Origin of the sequence: Vibrio japonicus, assembly GCF_024582835.1 — a bacterium.
Classification (GTDB): Bacteria; Pseudomonadota; Gammaproteobacteria; order Enterobacterales; family Vibrionaceae; genus Vibrio; species Vibrio japonicus.
On sequence record NZ_CP102097.1, the window covers coordinates 1,115,708 to 1,133,129 of the forward strand.

At 42.5% G+C, this 17,422-nt stretch carries 14 protein-coding genes; 4 read left to right on the forward strand and 10 right to left on the reverse strand.

Features of this window, described 5'->3' with window-relative positions; translation table 11 throughout:
* Positions 1 to 2: 2 nt before the first annotated feature.
* From NP165_RS18425 to NP165_RS18470, 10 genes are read right to left on the reverse strand one after another with little or no spacing between them, the layout of a single operon-like run.
* Positions 3 to 893 (reverse strand): glycosyltransferase family 2 protein, encoded by an 891-nt coding sequence (locus tag NP165_RS18425; RefSeq protein WP_257085922.1) that lies wholly within the window; start codon positions 891 to 893, stop codon positions 3 to 5.
* Between the two features lie 12 nt (positions 894 to 905).
* Positions 906 to 2,003, reverse strand: a complete 1,098-nt coding sequence (locus NP165_RS18430) for a glycosyltransferase family 4 protein (protein WP_257085923.1) — start codon at positions 2,001 to 2,003, stop codon at positions 906 to 908.
* Positions 2,004 to 2,018: 15 nt separating this feature from the next.
* A complete protein-coding gene (locus tag NP165_RS18435) occupies positions 2,019 to 3,188 on the reverse strand; it encodes a glycosyltransferase family 4 protein (protein ID WP_257085924.1) in 1,170 nt (389 codons plus the stop codon).
* A gap of 40 nt (positions 3,189 to 3,228) precedes the next feature.
* The gene (locus tag NP165_RS18440) at positions 3,229 to 4,449 is read right to left on the reverse strand and encodes a glycosyltransferase family 4 protein (protein WP_257085925.1); all 1,221 of its coding nucleotides are present in this window, start codon (positions 4,447 to 4,449) and stop codon (positions 3,229 to 3,231) included.
* Between the two features lie 2 nt (positions 4,450 to 4,451).
* Positions 4,452 to 6,332: an XrtA/PEP-CTERM system amidotransferase gene (locus tag NP165_RS18445; RefSeq protein WP_257085926.1), complete on the reverse strand. Its 1,881-nt coding sequence runs from the start codon at positions 6,330 to 6,332 to the stop codon at positions 4,452 to 4,454.
* 14 nt (positions 6,333 to 6,346) lie between these two features.
* The gene (xrtA, locus tag NP165_RS18450; protein ID WP_257085927.1) at positions 6,347 to 7,783 is read right to left on the reverse strand and encodes an exosortase A; all 1,437 of its coding nucleotides are present in this window, start codon (positions 7,781 to 7,783) and stop codon (positions 6,347 to 6,349) included.
* A complete protein-coding gene (locus tag NP165_RS18455) occupies positions 7,776 to 8,993 on the reverse strand; it encodes a TIGR03087 family PEP-CTERM/XrtA system glycosyltransferase (RefSeq protein ID WP_257085928.1) in 1,218 nt (405 codons plus the stop codon). The genes xrtA and NP165_RS18455 overlap by 8 nt, the downstream gene beginning before the upstream one ends.
* Positions 8,994 to 8,996: 3 nt before the next feature.
* A complete protein-coding gene (locus NP165_RS18460; RefSeq protein WP_257085929.1) occupies positions 8,997 to 10,040 on the reverse strand; it encodes a FemAB family XrtA/PEP-CTERM system-associated protein in 1,044 nt (347 codons plus the stop codon).
* Positions 9,982 to 10,908, reverse strand: a complete 927-nt coding sequence (locus NP165_RS18465) for an XrtA system polysaccharide deacetylase (protein WP_257085930.1) — start codon at positions 10,906 to 10,908, stop codon at positions 9,982 to 9,984. The genes NP165_RS18460 and NP165_RS18465 overlap by 59 nt, the downstream gene beginning before the upstream one ends.
* Before the next feature lie 4 nt (positions 10,909 to 10,912).
* Positions 10,913 to 12,313, reverse strand: a complete 1,401-nt coding sequence (locus NP165_RS18470; protein WP_257085931.1) for a TIGR03013 family XrtA/PEP-CTERM system glycosyltransferase — start codon at positions 12,311 to 12,313, stop codon at positions 10,913 to 10,915.
* A gap of 604 nt (positions 12,314 to 12,917) precedes the next feature.
* On the opposite strand from NP165_RS18470, the gene NP165_RS18475 reads away from it, so the two are divergent.
* The 4 genes from NP165_RS18475 to NP165_RS18490 are packed head-to-tail and all read left to right on the forward strand — an operon-like array spanning position 12,918 to position 17,421.
* A complete protein-coding gene (locus NP165_RS18475) occupies positions 12,918 to 13,571 on the forward strand; it encodes an XrtA/PEP-CTERM system exopolysaccharide export protein (protein ID WP_257085932.1) in 654 nt (217 codons plus the stop codon).
* Between the two features lie 17 nt (positions 13,572 to 13,588).
* The gene (locus NP165_RS18480) at positions 13,589 to 15,121 is read left to right on the forward strand and encodes an XrtA system polysaccharide chain length determinant (RefSeq protein WP_257085933.1); all 1,533 of its coding nucleotides are present in this window, start codon (positions 13,589 to 13,591) and stop codon (positions 15,119 to 15,121) included.
* 19 nt (positions 15,122 to 15,140) lie between these two features.
* Positions 15,141 to 15,995, forward strand: coding sequence for an XrtA-associated tyrosine autokinase (locus NP165_RS18485; RefSeq protein ID WP_257085934.1), 855 nt, complete (start codon positions 15,141 to 15,143; stop codon positions 15,993 to 15,995).
* Positions 15,988 to 17,421: a porin family protein gene (locus NP165_RS18490; protein ID WP_257085935.1), complete on the forward strand. Its 1,434-nt coding sequence runs from the start codon at positions 15,988 to 15,990 to the stop codon at positions 17,419 to 17,421. The genes NP165_RS18485 and NP165_RS18490 overlap by 8 nt, the downstream gene beginning before the upstream one ends.
* The last annotated feature ends 1 nt before the right edge of the window (position 17,422 follow it).

The following is a 17,422-nucleotide window of genomic DNA, read 5'->3' on the forward strand; positions in this document are numbered from 1 at the left end:
GTCTATGAAGCGTTTTTAATTTTTAGGTAGTTGATCATATCAAAGACACTGCTTGTCGATTTTAGCCTTAAGTGATCCAGCTTTACGTCACCATAAATGTGGTCCACATTCTTAGGGAGTGACTCAAAGCGGTCGTGGCGAATCAGGTGTTCACGTATCGCACTTTGCTGCAGGTGTCTTAGGCTGTATCGGTGTAAACGTCTGATATATTGATAGATGTTCTTGAGATTGGTTGGTGTCAGCCTGTGATAATAAAATTCTGCGCCTTCACACCCTCGCATAAAGCCATAAGAGAAGCCGTTGGATAACTTAAAGTTATGGCTGGCCACCCAGGCCAGAAGGCTGTCGTCACCAATCAGTCCAACAGGGAGCCTAAAGTTTAGCGCATAAACTTTGTCCAGAAATAGCGGCGTTAACGCATAAAAATTGCCGCTTAAGGCTTCTCCTTTTAACGTCGCGCTTCTGGTGTTACTGGTTGTTCTCCCCTTCGTTTTTGGTATGCCTGCTAGGATGTAGCAATCGGGGTGTTCTTCGTAGGACTTAATGATACTGCCAATCGATTCTGGGGTAATCGTGCAGTCACCATCAATAAAAGCGGTGATAAGTGAGTCTCCCTCACCTAGCTCTATTGCAAAGTTCCAAGCATTTGCCTTATCACCGATCGTGACTTCATAGGCATGCCAACCAGTTTTGTCTTGGCAGTAACGCTCTGCGACCTGGTAAGTATTGTCGCTACATCCGTTGCAGATGACATTAACTTCTGAGCTTATACCGCCAAGTTGTGCTAACGATTTTTCTATAGAGCCAAGGCAACTTTCTATAAAGTCTGCCTCATTATAAGCGAGAACATTGAGCCTGATTTGATGTGTATCTTTACTCGTGACTTTACTCATAGTGACGCGCTCTCATAGTTCATGAATCATTGATTCCCATTGACTGATAATGTTTTTAGGCGTGTATACCTCTGAACGTTGATAGGCTAGCTTGCCATACTCATCCCGTAGTTTCGGATCGAGTAAGAATCTATTAATTGACTCTGCCATTTGTTCAATATCATCGGGTGCGAGTAGCTTTCCATATTTGTCAGAGATGATCTCTGAGGGACCCATTGGGCAGTTGAACGCAATGACAGGTAACCCTTGTCCCATTGCTTCAATTAGGGTTAGCCCGAAGCCCTCGTAGCGAGAGCTCAATACATACATCGAAGCTTGTTGGTACTCTCGAATAATCTCTGTCGATTCCGGAACGAGCATCACACTGTGTTCTAGTTGATACTCTCGTATTAACGTTTCGAGTTCAGGCTTAGCGCTCCCAGTTGGACCGACTATCCTTAAGGTCCAGTTTTTCTTCGATTGTTCATCAATTTTCGCCCACGACTTAATCAGTAAATCGAAGCCTTTTTGATCGGTCATCCGTCCAACCGCCAACACTATATTTTGCCGTTCACTCTCACGCCAACTGTCGAGTCGATCAATGGGTAACGGGTTTGGGATCACCACCACTTTCTGAGGGTTGGTTTGAAGCGTGTTTATCCAGTGCGCTTTATCTGTGCCGGTTAAGACAATAATCTTCTTGCAGAGTAAAGACGCTAATCGGCGGCCAAACCAACGGCTTCCAAATCGTGTGCTTATTCCTGAGTTGAAGTGCTCCCACGCGATATGATTTTGGTTCACAAGTGGGAGTGAGGAGTAGAGGCACATCTGCGTGTCGCAGCTGATAACAAGATCGGGTTTAAGTCGTTGGATAGTGCGATAAATGGCGAAAGGCAGCATAAGGTGCTGGATTTTCGATCTTGTCGCGCTGAACAGCTGTTCTCTTTTTACAGACTCATTCAGATAGAAAAACGGCGCTTTTTTTGATTCGTGATGACTGATGATGGTCACGTCAAAACCCGCACCTACTAACTCGTTAGAGATCATGGTGCACATCCTTTCGGTCCCACCAAGCGCGGTAATATCATTAATCAAAAAAACGATGCTGATTTTTTGTGTCCATTTATTCACGAGCAGTTCCTTGCGCTACTTTGTTTCCTTAAACGTAACCGGTACCTTAGATGTTAGCGTTGAAAATATATACTCGATACGTTTTGCATTGTTTTCCCAAGTGAGCTTTTTATCCTGAATCGTCTTGGTGGCTTCCATTTGCAGCCGTGCTCTTAAGTTGTCGCTCGATAGGATGCGTTTGATGCAGTCTAAAATGGCATCAGGCGTGTCCATGTTGTAGAGAAGGGCGTTTTTGTTGTCGCACAGTAGTTCCTTAATATTATCGGTGTCAGGGGCAACAATGACCTTTCCTTTTGCTAAGTATTCAATGAGTTTAAGTGGGGAAGACCAAGGGGTCACAGCTGGCTGGAGTGCGATGTCTATTTGATCGAGCCAAGCTGGCATGTCTTTCCTTTCAATCAACCCGGTGATGTGGAAGCGGCTCTCTACACCTAACTGCTTTGCCTGTTCTTGCAGAGGCTCTGCAGCTGGGCCGTCACCAATAATCAGTAACATCAAATGATTATTCTCTGGTTCTGCTATTAATGATAGTAACTTGTCGAGCTGATGCCACTCGCGACAGAAACCAACAAACCCTATAGTGAGCTTGCCTTCAAACTGACGGTTGCGAGTAATGCCTTGGTTTGGAAAGAACTTTTTCGGGTCAATCCCATTCGGAATTACAGTGATATGGTCTTCAGGTACGCCCGCTTTTATCACGTAGTGGGCAAGCACATGGGTAACAGGACAAACATGGTCTGCATTGCGCCAGGTATACACCTCACTCCATTTAGCAAGGGGTTTGAGTGCAATACCTCCATACTGGGCTCTTTCATCATATAGCGGAGAGTTAACCTCCAGAATGAGCTTCAAACGAAATAGTTTTTTCACCCAAATGCCCGCGGGCAGGAAGAGGTTGTATCGCTCATAGATAGCATCGGGCTTATGTTTAATGATCGCTAGAAGTAGTTTGAAAAAGACATAAAATGAGTAGCAGAACTCTAGTAATTCTGAGCAGAATTTTGGCAATGATTTGCGTAGTTTTGAGACCCATCCGCCATCACTGCCGAACTCAGATTCTTCCGCGATTTTAGGGCCGACCACAATGACATCATGACCAAGCTGCCTTAGTGCGCGAATGATCTCTTCTACATGGACATACTGACCATCTTTAGATGCAATTCTGTGATGATATAGTATTTTCATTACATAATACCCTCAGACTAATTTGGTATCAGTGAGTCAATTAAGAGCGACATAGCTTAATGCTGCTGCTTTGGTATGCGCTGATGGCCGACTGAAAAATTTCATACTGTCCTTGCGAAGTCGTAAACCAGTCAAACTGCTCTGCGTATTGGCGCGTGTCGCTACGGTTGGGCGGATTCATGAGGACACTTTCGACTCCTTTAGCGATTGCCGCTGAGTATCTATCGACAAGGATGCCGGCACTCTGATTTTGCACCACTTCGGGTGTTCCCCAAATATTGGTTGCCACGACAGGGGTTCCGCAGGCCATAGACTCTAACAATACATTGGCCCAACCTTCTCGGCTTGACGCCAATACAAGCGCATTGGATGCACCATAATAGCCTGCAAGCTCACCCTGGCTCAGGCTGCCAAGGAAAGTAACGCGGGACTGTAATTGCTCTTTTATGACTTGTTGTTTCAGGCGCTTTTCTTCAGAGCCAGTACCGGCAATCAAAAGTAAGACGCCAGGCAAATGTTTGAGCGATTCGATGACCAAGTGATGCCCCTTTCGCTCAATCAGGTGACCTACCGAAATAATAATGGGTTTATCCATCGGGAGATTTAGCTGTTTTCTTAATACACGTTGTTTTAACTCATCGATATAAGGAAATAGCTGCAGATCAACACCATTTCGGAGCGTAGTTACGGAGTTGGGCTCTGCGCCAAGCTCTATCATTTCTGATCTTAGGGCTTCACACACCGCCATATTATGATCACTTTGCCCAAGCACGGCTTGTATGTCTTTCTTGGGTTTATTGTATTTTGGAATGAGGTTGATATCGGTCCCGCGAGCCGTAACCGTAAAAGGTTTACCTAACTTTTCCGCCGCTTGTGAGATGGCCACACCATCGGGATAAAAGTAATGGCCATCGATTACATCGAAATCAAAGCCTTGTTGAATCAGCTGGCTGGCTTTCTTATATATGGCGGTAGAAAGGGTATGAGGAGTGAGCGTCATACCGACTTTAGGCACGACCACATAACGAGGATGGTAAACATCCATACCAAAACGTTTCTCATACAGTGGTGCATTGGCATAAGAAGCATACGAGCCAAACATTTTCTGCCGAAATGGAAACCAAGGAACAGGGGCGATAACTTTTATCTCTACATCAGGAAAGTGGAGTTTCAAATGACGCAACCGTGTCTCTATAAACACGCCGTGTTTTGGGTTGTTAGCGTAGGGAAATAGTGTGGTCACCGTTAAGATTTTCATCATAGTTACTGCCTATTCATGAATTTTGCAAACATCATCAGGCACCACAGAGCATCGGCATGATTACTTCTTCCGGAGGTATGGGCAGAAATCATATCTTTGAGAGCTCTGGCATCGAAAAAGCCGCTATCTAGCATATTGTCAGACAGTATGGTTGAGCTCAGACTGCTCTTGAGCGGGCCTCTGAACCACTCGGCGATTGGAATACTGAACCCCATTTTAGGACGATATAAGATGTTGCTGTCTACATAAGGTTCAAGGGCTTTTTTGAACGCGTATTTCCCCTCTGTGCCACGAATATTATCTGAGCTATTAATTGAGAATGCCCACTCGACAAATACGTGATCCAGCAAAGGTGCGCGCACTTCCAGTGAATGTGCCATGCTGGCTCTGTCTACCTTGGTGAGGATATCGCCGGGTAGCCAGGTTTTCATGTCCAGATATTGTATCAGTTTCAATGGGTCGTTTGTGGGGGCATTGTTGGCATGCTGTTTCATGATTTCGGAGCCTGTATAGCCACTCAGACGACGTCGGTAATCGGCACTAAATAACTGGTGCCTTTCTTCGATACGTAATTTGGACATGGTATTGGCGTACGCTTCGACAGGAGTCATGGCCAGCGATTGTAATGTGGTTTTTGCTCGTAAAGGTTTTGGTGCCCAATCCGCTTTGGGGTAGACGTTCGCTAAACCACCGAATATGGGTTTACGTATGCTTCCTGGAATTTTGTCCCGTAGGCGCTGTTCCATCCAATGCATTCTTTGGCGGCGATAGCCGGCAAAAATCTCATCCCCCCCATCGCCTGATAAAGCCACTTTGACGCTCTGTCTGGCGAGTTGGCACACCTGATATGTTGGCAGGGCAGAGCTGTCAGCAAAAGGTTCATCGTACACCTGACTCAGCTTATCGATCAGTGCGTAATCGTTTGATGAGACAATTTGGCTCGTGTGCTGGGTTTGGTATCGGTTAGCTATTTGGTTTGCATACTCACTTTCGTCATAAGCACTTTCGTTAAAGCCGATGGCGCAAGTGTTGACCGGAGAATCCTGAAGCCCGGCCATAAGAGCAGTGATCGCGCTTGAATCAACGCCTCCAGATAAAAAAGCGCCTAAAGGGACATCAGAGAGCAAGCGGATTCTGACCGCTTCATTGAGTCTTTCGATTAACTCTGTTTGAACCTCTTCCCATGAGTGAATTCTGGTCGGTGCTGCCAAATCCCAGTATTGAACTTGCTGAACGTTAGCGTGCGGCTCCAGAAGCATAAAGTGCCCGGAGTTAAGCTTAAAAATATGTTTGTACGCACTATAAGGCTCAGGTATGTAGCCATACATAAAAAACTCTTCGGCCATTTCAGCACGTAATGTAGTATCGACCTCAGGGTGGGCAAGCAATACCTTGAGTTCTGAGCCGAAAATGAATTGGCCAGAGCGAGTCTGAGTATAATAAAGCGGCTTTTTGCCCAACCTGTCTCTAGCGATGAATAGCTGCTTTTTGTTGCGATCCCATAGGGCAAAAGCGAACATCCCACGAAAGCGGTCAAGGCATTGGACTCCCCATTGTTCCCAGGCATGAACAATTACTTCGGTATCGCTATGAGTTGAGAAACGATGCCCAAGACAAGAGAGTTCAGCGACGAGTGACTCGAAGTTGTATATCTCGCCATTGAAGACCACGCAAACAGACTGATCTTCATTAAAAATAGGTTGCTGGCCGCCGCTTAGGTCGATGATGGATAATCTTCGGTGCCCTAAGCCCACATGGCTATCAATAAAGTAACCTTCATCATCTGGGCCTCGGTGGGATTGCGCCCGATTTATCTGTCTTAACAGGTCACTGTCGATTGAACTATTGGCCTTAAGGTTAAATATTCCAGAAATTCCACACATAACAACACTCCCTGTTAGTATTCTCCATTGGCCATCCATGCCGTCGCAAGCGCTTGGAGCTGTTCGTCCGTCGAATCAAAGCTCGCTAGTGCCAGTACATCTGCAGTGCCTGATTGTTCGGTCATTAACCTCGCTGCTCTGAGTAGTTTTACTTTAATTGGGTTACTTGAACAAAAGCGGTCAATGCAATACCAGTAAAGAATTTTCATCGATTGGCCCCGATGATTGGCAACGGTAAGCTGCGTTGCCTTAAAGGCTTCAATGACCTCGGGTGAAATGACTTGTTCTGTGTTTGAGTTTAAAGACCATTTCTCTTGATCATAGATGTGATTGCTAGAGCTAATTAACTCTCCATGCTCTTGCTTAATTGAATATCGGGCGGAAAAAAACTCAACCCGTCCGTCAGGCGTCTTTCCTCTTGTGACTTTCAGTGCCTCTGGAAAAGAGATCCCCCAAAGAGAAGATTCAACCTCTGTGACATCATTAGGCAAGCCGATTGGATTGATGGTTTGATGATCCGCTATTTTTAAAGACTCTTCCCATTTGAACTGAAAAAAGAAAACAGCAACGAAACAGGTAACGATAGTGAGTGTTTTTGCGGGCATCTGGGATGCATGCTGGACGGCACTTGAGAACGTTGGAGAGATAGGTGTGTCGGCAAACTTATCCGCCACATAAAAAATGATACCAATAACAAAAGTGAAAAATACCCATCCGTAGACCAAATGGTCGGCTCCAGTGGCGTATTTCATGTCGCTCAAGTGTCCAATAAGCACAATGCCGTAGGCTCGGATACCGTTGGCGATTATAGGAAAGATGAATGAAAAAGCGACGAAGGAGAGGATTTTCCACCACTTATTGAAGCTGAGGTAGGCGAACAAGGTGCCAAGCGCAAGACTCGATATCAGAAAACGTATTCCCGAGCATGCTTCGGCCACTTCAAACAGACCATTAGGGATGGATAAAAATAGCCCTTCGCGATATACCGGAATACTGGAAAGTTGCAGTGCAAAAACGGTGATATCGGCGGTAATAAGTTGAAGATAGGGGATGAGCTCTTCACCAAACGGGATGCAGAAGACCAAATAAAATATTGGAAAAAATAGGATTTTTGTCAGAGCTGTTCCCAGTAAAGCCCAAAGCATCAGCTGTAAGCTAGCAATGAGCGCGACATGCTCAAATAACGCCACATCCGCAGCTTTTCCTAACATCCAAAGTAGCGTCGGGAGTACAAACAAAGCGACAGGGAGCCAAGCTGTGCTGATTGGTGTTTGCTTTATCTGCTCTTTTTTACGCCACGCTAACCATAAGGAAATGGGGATAATAATAAAGCCATGTTCATAGGTTTTGGATTGCATCCAAACCGTCACCATGCTTTCTATGGATTCGTAATAAACAAGAACCCATGCAAGCAGCGGTAAGATAAAGCGAAACAGGCGTAAACTACTCACAATTGGCTCCAAGGTAATTCAGCAATGGGGTCAGTTTTGCATCCCAGCTGTAATGTTCTTCTAACCATTCTCTGGACTCGGCCGCAATATAGGGAGGAGTATTGAGTTTGTTGATCACCCACTCCGTCATGCTTTGCTGAGAATCAGTGACGTACAAGCTTTCTTCTGGGTAGTCTTCTAATCCTTCTATACCTCGTTTTGATGTCATTACCGGACGTTCCATCGCCATCGCTTCTAAAATCTTATTTTGGATCCCGCGAGCCATTTGCATTGGCGCAACAGCGGCTTTGGCTTTAGATAGGTATGGCCTGACATCGTCAACGCGTCCGGTTACAACGACACCAGGAAGTTTTGAAAGATCTGTGACCTGCTTAGGTGGCGACGAACCCACAATGTAGAACTTACTATTTGGGCACTGTTTAATCACTTCAGACCAAATGTTCTGCGTAAACCAAATGACGGTTTCAATATTGGGCCGATAATCCATGGCACCGGTAAAAACGATATAGTTCTCATCATCTAACGAGAAATTTTCGCTGAGGGTTGAGGGCGCCGAAGGTGAAAAGTATTCGCTATCGATTCCGTTGCTTAAAGTCTTAACCTTGGTTTGTATATTTCGCTCGACAGTTTCTCTGAAGAGCGAAGCCTCGGTATCCGAGATAAAACAGCTGACAGAAAACTGATCAGCGACGTACTTTTCATACTTTGCGAGAGTGCGGTATTCACGCATGTATACTTTGCTCATTACCCCTTTCGAAGCGTTGGCATATTGGCGCCATTTGTCCGAGTCAATGTCAGCAAACTGCATCACTTTGTGCAGATTCTTGGTGCCTGGGGTCAGTACATATTGCGCCATACAGCCAGAATAAATGAATGCTTTGGATATGTTGTTATCACGCACGGTTTGATCCACCCAGTGCGACATTTTAGAGCTTCGATAGTAGGGGAGTGTTATCGGCTCGCCTCGACCAAACGCAGACAATCCCTTCAATTTGGCGATAGAAGAGTTAAGATCGACGAAAAAGCACTCTTTACATAACTCAGAGACGTTGTGCTTATATTGCTTGTCATTAGGATCGTCAATGAAACACCCAACGTAAACGTCATAGTGTTTATTGAGAAACTTAAGCACGTTGAACGTTGTTATTTTGTCCCCTTTGTTTGGAGGGTAGGGAATACGGTGACATAAGTAGAGTAACGGTTCTTTCATTTTTCACCCTAAATACTTGGAAAGTTGAGGTCCAATTTGACGAGAAAGCTTGAGTGGCATTTTTTTCCAAATACCAATTAAAATCTTATACTTAGGGTTGTTTGGTGATAGGTTGGGCAAATCTTTCGCTTTGATTAACGCGATACGATAGTTGAGGCTATCCTCCTGCATTCCCCAATGCTTTTTATACTGGTAAGAACCCGAATCTTTTTTGCTTCTTCCAAAGTCAAACTTGGTCATTCCTTTATCTTTCGCAATACACATCAGTTGATAATACATGTAGTCATTGCTCTTCAAATCTCGGGCATCATTGGTCCCGCCGCCATAATATGGAAGTACCGTATCCTTGTAATAAAAACTCAACACACTGGAGACAGGTGTTCCTTCTTGATCATGAATAACAAGTGTCTCGCATCTATCACCGAACGTTTGCTTGAGTGACTCAAACAGTTTCTTGTTGAATACGGGCGTGCCGAGGTTACGAACACTTTGGGAGTAGACATCGTAGCAGATCGATGTATTGTCTTGGTTATCCCACTGAAGGCTATTTTTAAGGGAATGACGAACGACCGCTCGTTGCTTGCGTTTAATGTCGGTCAGGATTTGATCGGGTGTTTCATTGAGTATCGATGAAAATGTCGCATGATGGCAGTGCGATACCCATGGTCCTTCTGACGGTCTCTGGTCTTTGTCACGAAGCTCGACATAATCCACCTTTAAAGAATGGCCCAGCTCAAGGGCTGACTTCTCAAGTTTATGCCTGACCGCATCAGAATCCGCTAAAACTCCCCCATATACGCAGAAAGGTGTCGAGATGAGAGCGTGCCCAAAAAAATTGCTTTTCTGTTCGAAAAGGGGGAGGACGCCCACGATCTGCCCATCTTGTTCAGCCAACAAGTATTGAGGCTTATGCTTAAAAACCGATTTTATGACGTGGTACCAACCCGTGAGATGGAAAAAAGTACCGTCTTGATGATTGTCTACATAGTTATCCCAAGCTGACATATCTTGGTGGTTCATCTTTCTGATTTGTAGATTTTGAGTCATTAGTTAGTCCATCCAGTTGGAAAACATGGCTCATCGTATTCCATGAAAAATCTGTCAGTAGCGACCGAATACGAGCTTCCATTCGATTAAGGTTGAGATAGTGTCGAAAATGAGATTTCACAGGAATTCCGGTCATGCGAGGCTGCTCATGATCGAGTTCCCATGGGTGAAAATAAAAACTGTACGGTTGACCTGTTTCATTCAGATAACGTTTTATCAGTGTTTTGCTTAGGCTGTATGGATACAAGCGGAAAAAGCCACCTCCACCAATAGGGACACTCTTTCGAAGCTTGTGCAGTGTTGGAATGGGGATCTCAACAATGCCTTCAGGTCTAAGGTATTTGGATTTTGGCCAATCAGGCGCTCCGTAGTGATCGTGTTTGACAGGATAAGTGCTGCTGCTATAAAGGAACCCTAATTCAGCCAATATACTGAACACCCATTCAGTTCTGGGGTTAACCGAAAAGCTAGGAGCTCGATATCCATGGATTGGACACCCAGTAATGTCTTCCAGCAAGGCCTTACTCCGAAACACATCTTGCCTGAAAATGAGTGGGGATTGGGCGGTGGCTTTTTCATGAAAGTAACCGTGGCTTGCCAGTTCGTGGCCGTTTTTTACTATTTCTCTCGCAAGTTGAGGGCAACATTTGGCAACCCAACCCAACATGAAAAACGTGCCTTTGACATTGTGCTCGTCAAAAATTTCAAGAATCTTGTAGGTATTTTGTTCTACTCGCAGAGGATAGGTTGTTCCCCAGTCTGAGCGTTTCACTTTTTTGTCAAAGGCGGCAACGTGAAAATAGTCTTCCACATCAACAGTCAACGCGCACTGCGCTTTTAAATACTTGTTGCCTTGCGATTTCAACATAAAGTTACTGCCCTTTTCCGAATAGAATAATTTCAGATGTCTTCAATAAGATTAAAAGATCCAAGGTAAAGTTACGGTTTCTGATGTAATACAGGTCGAATTTCAGCTTTTCTAATGCGTCCTTTTCACTACTGCCGTATGGGTACTTTAGTTGAGCCCATCCTGTTAAGCCCGGTTTTACATTATGTCTTTGGTTGTAATAGGGGATGGAGCTACTCAATCCTTCGGTAAACTGTGGCCTCTCTGGTCTCGGGCCCACGAAGGACATGTCACCGATAATCACGTTGTAGAGTTGCGGGAGCTCATCAATACGGAATTTCCTGATGAACTTTCCTACTTTGGTGGTTCGAGGGTCATTTTTTTGTGCCCATTGAACACCATTTTTTTCAGCGTCTGCACGCATGCTTGTGAATTTGTAGAGGAAGAAACTTTCTCCGTTCAGGCCGACTCGTTCCTGAGAGTAAAGGATTGGAAATCGTAAGCCGCTTTCGAGCTTGATCGCGATGGCAGTGAGAATCATGAATGGGAAGGTTAATAAGGCGATACCGATAGCGACACAGCAGTTAAACAACCAATAAGCACTGGTACGTAATTGATTTTTCGAACGATGATTTTGAAATAGAAACCATGAAGGGTTGAGGTGACTGACGGCAACTTGTCCGGTTTCACGCTCTACAAAATCTATGATGTCAGTAATTCTTACTCCCAACTGTTTTAAACCTAGTAAATCTTCAAAAGGGAGATTATTTCGGCGCTCATCGATCGCAATGACAAGCTCGTCGACGCCATTACTTTTAACAAAAGATTCTAAAGGTTCAGAAAGTGTGAGTACTTTCTCCTGTTTCAACTGCCCGTTAGCGTCACCCTCGACAGAAATAAAGCCAATAAAATCGAGCCCAATTCGGTCAGATTTTCTGCGCATACATTGCTCAATAATACTCGCTCTTTGCCCAGAGCCCAGAACGAGTATGCGGCGCTTGGACAATTGGTTTAAGCCAAGTTTAATGATGATAAAGCGGAGGTTAGTAAGCGTTAAAAAAGCGATGACCGACAGTAATTCATTGAAAGATGGTGGGAAAAAATCATCAATAAACAATTGGCTGAGTAGATATGTCAAGATATAGCCGAGTATAACCGCCACTAAAATTCTGATTGTAATGCCATTAAAACTCTCTCTAAGCTTTTCGTTGTATAGACCAACGCCTAACAAGGTTAAATGCAAAGGAATCGCAAAGACAAAAAACTGTATGTAGACCTCGAGATCTGTATAGCTGAGATAAAAGTGGTTCACAAATAGCTTTGCGCAAAACAAGGTCAATATGAAGCTTATAAAAGTCATCATAAAGTCAGTCACGATCATCAAAGTATTGTTCGTGTTCAATCCGTGAAATTTAGCGCTAGACATATCATATCCCTGACATCGTATAGAACTTACTTTAAAAATAAAAAATGGTTTATTTGCGAAGAACTCACTTAAGAAACGTAGACGGCTTTTTTGCTTTGATCCAACTTAATAAATGATTTTTGATAATGTTATTAGTGATTTTAGTTAGCCATAAATATATTTTATTATTTAACTTGACCAACAATTAAAAAAGGACTAATGGATTGTAATTTAATTGATAAAAGCATACTTAATGCAAATAATATCTGACTAGACAAGAGAAAAGTTTCATTTTTGAGAATTTACCATTGGAAACCCCGCGCTTTAGTATTAATGCTAAAATTTTTATCATTATGGAGATCGAGATAGTAGTTTAGTTGTAGTGTGAGCTACTATATTTGATGTAAGAAAGCTAAGTTAGGATTTTCATTTGAACGATGAACGGTGCATGTAACAAAACCTTGTTCTATATTAAATTCGTGCATAGCTAAAAATCATTTATATTAATAGAGTTAATGATACGCAGCTCACTATCGACACTAGGTATTTTGCATGATTTATATCACACTTTTGATGTATATTGACATGCAACTATGTGAGGAAAAGGAATTCTGAGGAAGCATGTATGAATACAAGTCGTCAAATATGTAGAAAACTTAAACAACTGATTGTATTTAGCTGCATAATACTGGTGGTTGGCTGCACTACTACTTTAGATTTGCCACCTTTGCCCGCAGCAACGATACATCCCTCCTTAACTCAAGATATTAATAACTATCGATATTTGATTGGTCCTGGAGATTCACTCGTTATTTCAGTTTGGGGAAACCCTGAAGCGTCCGGTTCTTATACTGTTAGACCAGACGGAATGGTGTCTACTGCACTTGTTGATGACGTAGTCGCATCAGGAAAAACACCGACTGAGTTATCTCGTGATCTTGAAAAAGAGCTGTCCGTGTATGTGAGAGACCCAATTGTTTCTATATCAATTGACACTTTCGTTGGCCCCTTTAGTGAACAAGTCAGGGTTATGGGGGAGGCCGTGCAACCTAGAGCAATCAATTACAAAGAAAACATGACTCTGTTTGATGTGATGATCGAGGTAGGTGGCTTGACCGACTTTGCTGATGGAAATAAAGCACGGCTGATTCGGGTTGTGAATAATCAACAAAAACAATTTGGTTTGAAGATGGATGATCTAATGAGGGACGGAGATATACAGGCAAATGTAGATATTCTTCCTGGTGATATCATCATCATTCCAGAAGCGTGGTTTTAATCAAGGAAGACGTTGATATGCAAGAACAAATAAAAATAGTAGTCGATTACCTACGAGGTATTTGGTTAAAACGACGATATATACTTATATTTTCTTGGATTATATGCCCTTTAGGTTGGATAGGGGTCACTATGTTACCTAGCCAATATACATCTCAGGCTAAGGTTTATGCAGATACGCAATCTATTCTTAGACCACTACTCCGAGGTCTTGCCATTCAAACCGACCCTTCACAAAAACTCGATCTGATGGCCAAAACACTACTGAACCGACGAAATCTAGAAATAATCGGCAATGAAGTGGATGCAAATGTTAGAGCCAAAACAGCGGAAGAATATGAAGACATACTGGATGAGCTAAAGTCTGGAATCAGGATACAGTCTACGGGGAAAAACAATTTGTATACGATTAGCTATACAGGTGATAACCCAGTATATGCGAAAGATATTGTACAAGCGGCATTAAACGTATTCATCGAAAGTACATTAGGTGACAAACGATTGGATACAGAAGAAGCCAACGACGTAATCAATGATCAGATTGCATATTATGAAAAACGGTTGATTGAAGCCGAAAAAGACTTGGCAGACTTTAAGCGTGAATACATCGGAATGTTACCTGGTAGCGATCGAAACTATTACTCTAGCCTGCAAGCAGAGAAACAAGCGCTAGAAGAAGCCGAGCTTGCACTGAATGAGGCTGATTCTCGTCTTATTGACGCAAAGCTTCAATTAGATAATGAGAAAGAAAACTCAATCAGCCAGATCTACAACATACAAACTGAGTATGATGGAAGGATTGAAGCCGTAGAAATGCGTTTGGATGACTTAAGTTTTAGATATACAGATAAGCATCCCGATGTTATTGAAACTAAGCGACAGCTCTATGACTTGAGAAGACTCAAAAGAGTTGCAATGAAAAATATTTCTACAAACGATAGCTTAAGAGATAATGTGGTTTATCAAGAGTTGAAAATCGCTATCAACCAGATTAATAATGAAATAGCGTCGTTAGAAGTTAGAGTTGAAAAACACAAAAGTAAGATTGTTGATTTACAAAGTAAGCTAGACGTCGTGCCTGATGTGGAAGCGATGCTAACTTCACTGACGCGAAACTATCATATAACCAAAGGAAAGTACGAATCCCTTGTTTCTCGAGGAGAGAGTGCTTCGATATCATATAGTGTTGGTGCAGCTTCAGAAGATATAAAGTTCAAAATCATCGACCCTCCAACAATACCATTGTCACCATCAGGACCTAATCGTCTGCTATTGATATTAGTTGTCCTTGTTGTTGGAGTTGGCTCTGGAGCTGGATTTTCATTTGTCATGAGTCAAATTAATCCTGTTGTCTCTTCAACAAATCAGCTTTATAGATTAACAGGAATACCCGTTTTTGGTGTGGTTTCTGCAACAGAAGGATCTGGGCTATTAGGTATAGAAAGACGGAAGTTAATGACATTTATTTTGTTGACTTTATTATTGCTGATGGTCTTGTTTGTTTCGGTAGCCATTAATATTGTCCCTTCAATATATACTAGCTTTAGGTAGCATATACTAGGTGATTATTATGATTGAGCTTAATAAGATAAGGGAAAGAATGCAGAAATCAAAAATAGGTGATAGTACAAACCTTAACGTTGACGAATGCTTCGAAGAAAATGTGGAAGAAAGTCGCGTTTTTACGAAAGAACCCATATTTATAGATGAGGAAAAGCTTCAAGACCGGGAAATGGTTTGTGTAAGAACAAATGCCAAAAAAAACAGGGTTAATGATGAGTTCCGAGCAATAAAACATAAGCTGGTTAATAACGCATTTGGCGCAGGTGCAAGTAGTCACAAAAATGGAAACTTAATCATGATTTCCAGTGCAACGGCAAATGAAGGAAAAACTTTTTGTTCGGTTAACTTGGCTTTTATTTTATCTTTAGAAAAAAACAAATCCGTACTGTTAGTTGATGCGGATGTACTCAACCCCAGCGTCAATAAAACACTAGATATAGATAACCGGCCAGGGCTGATAGATTATCTTAAAGGTGATACATCAAATATAGAGGACATTATCTATAACACTTCGATCCCTAATCTTAGGATAATGCCTGCGGGTCAATCACATCACTTGAGCTATGAATTATTAGCAAGTGATAAAATGTTGGCGCTAGCGCAGGAATTGGCAAGTCGATATAGTGATCGGATCGTATTATTTGATTGTCCACCACTTCTAGGCGTCATTGAAACTATCTCGCTATCCAAGTTAGTAGGTCAAGTTGTTGTTGTTGTTGAACATAACAAAACAAAAATGGCATCTATTAAAGAAGCCGTATCCCAGCTTGATAGTAAATTAGCCATTGGCTTTATAATGAATAAATCCGTCAACAATAAGTTAAGTCAATATGGTTACGGTTATGGTTACGGTTATGGCTAATATATTGTCGAATAAGAATAAAATATTACTCACAATAGTCGCTGCTCTTTTTGCGAACAATAGCACTGCAGCCGAAGTAAAAGTCAATGCGAGGGCATCCACGGAGTTGACGTATTCAGATAATATTAATTTATCCTCGACAGGGGAGAAACATGGCATTGTTTCAACATGGTCAGCTGGAACAACGTCTGACATAAACGGCAATAATGGTAAGCTGTCATTTGATTATGATGTATACCAAACCATTCACTCAGTTGACTCGGATAAAAATGAACTATTCAATGAGCTGAGTTTTTTTGGTACCAAAAAATTTCATAGAAACAATCTGACGCTCAATGCTAATGCGTCAGTTACGAATACAGCAAGATCTGTTGAAGACAATGCCAATACGGATTTCATTTCTGGAGACACCATTGAAAATAGAACGATAGATGCTCAGGCGATCTATCGTTCTAATCCAAGAGGTTACTTTGATTTTTATGGTTCTTTAGATGGAAGCACAACTTCAAACGAAGACGATGTCGGAGATTTTTATAGTGTTGGTGCCACCACCGTATTTAAGAATGGTAGTGCAGTAAAAGATTACTTTTGGCTGATGGACTATCGATATAACAGAAACATATCTAATAATACCGATAATGAATACTATGACTTCAATTTGCAGCAAGAGTTGGGGCTTCAACCAGTAAAGGGGTTCAGTCCATTCATTCGGGTTTATTATGAAGGTTATTCTAGAAAAGATGGTAACGGGGTCAATGACTCAGGAAGTTGGGGGCCTGCTGCTCGCTATTATTGGCATAAAAGGTCGTACATTGAGTTGAGCTACGATTTTTCATTTAGAGATAAAGATTTTTGGCGAGGTGCATTCAGGATTAATCCAACACCACGAACATTGGTGGAGTTTGACTATACAAGAAGGTTCTTCGGGGATGCTTATGATTTTTCTTTGACGCACCAAATCAAAAAAGTTAAGAACTCGATAAAATATACAGAAGAGGTAACCGCTTTTGATAGAACGTTTTTTATTGAGGGAGAAGACATAGAGGAATATCAGCTTTCAAAGAAACTTAGCGTGGACTCAACGGTTTCTTTAAAGCGATCGTCAATAACGCTGGAAGTTCATACCCTAGAGCGCACTCCACTTGAGGATAATGATGAAATAGGGAGAAGGAAATTTTATGGTGGGACAATCTCTGCATCACACCGGCTATCGAGTAAATCAACGTTGAATGGTAGTTATCAATACGATAAAAATGTATTCAATACTGAAGAGCGAGGGCATGATGTTGACTACTATCGAACTTATGATATTTCCCTAGTCAATCAGTTTTCCGAAAGTATTTCATGGGATGTTTCCTTTAGGCATTCGAATAGTTCCGGCTACGATGAGAATAGAGCAAACATGAAACTATCGGTGGTGTATTAAT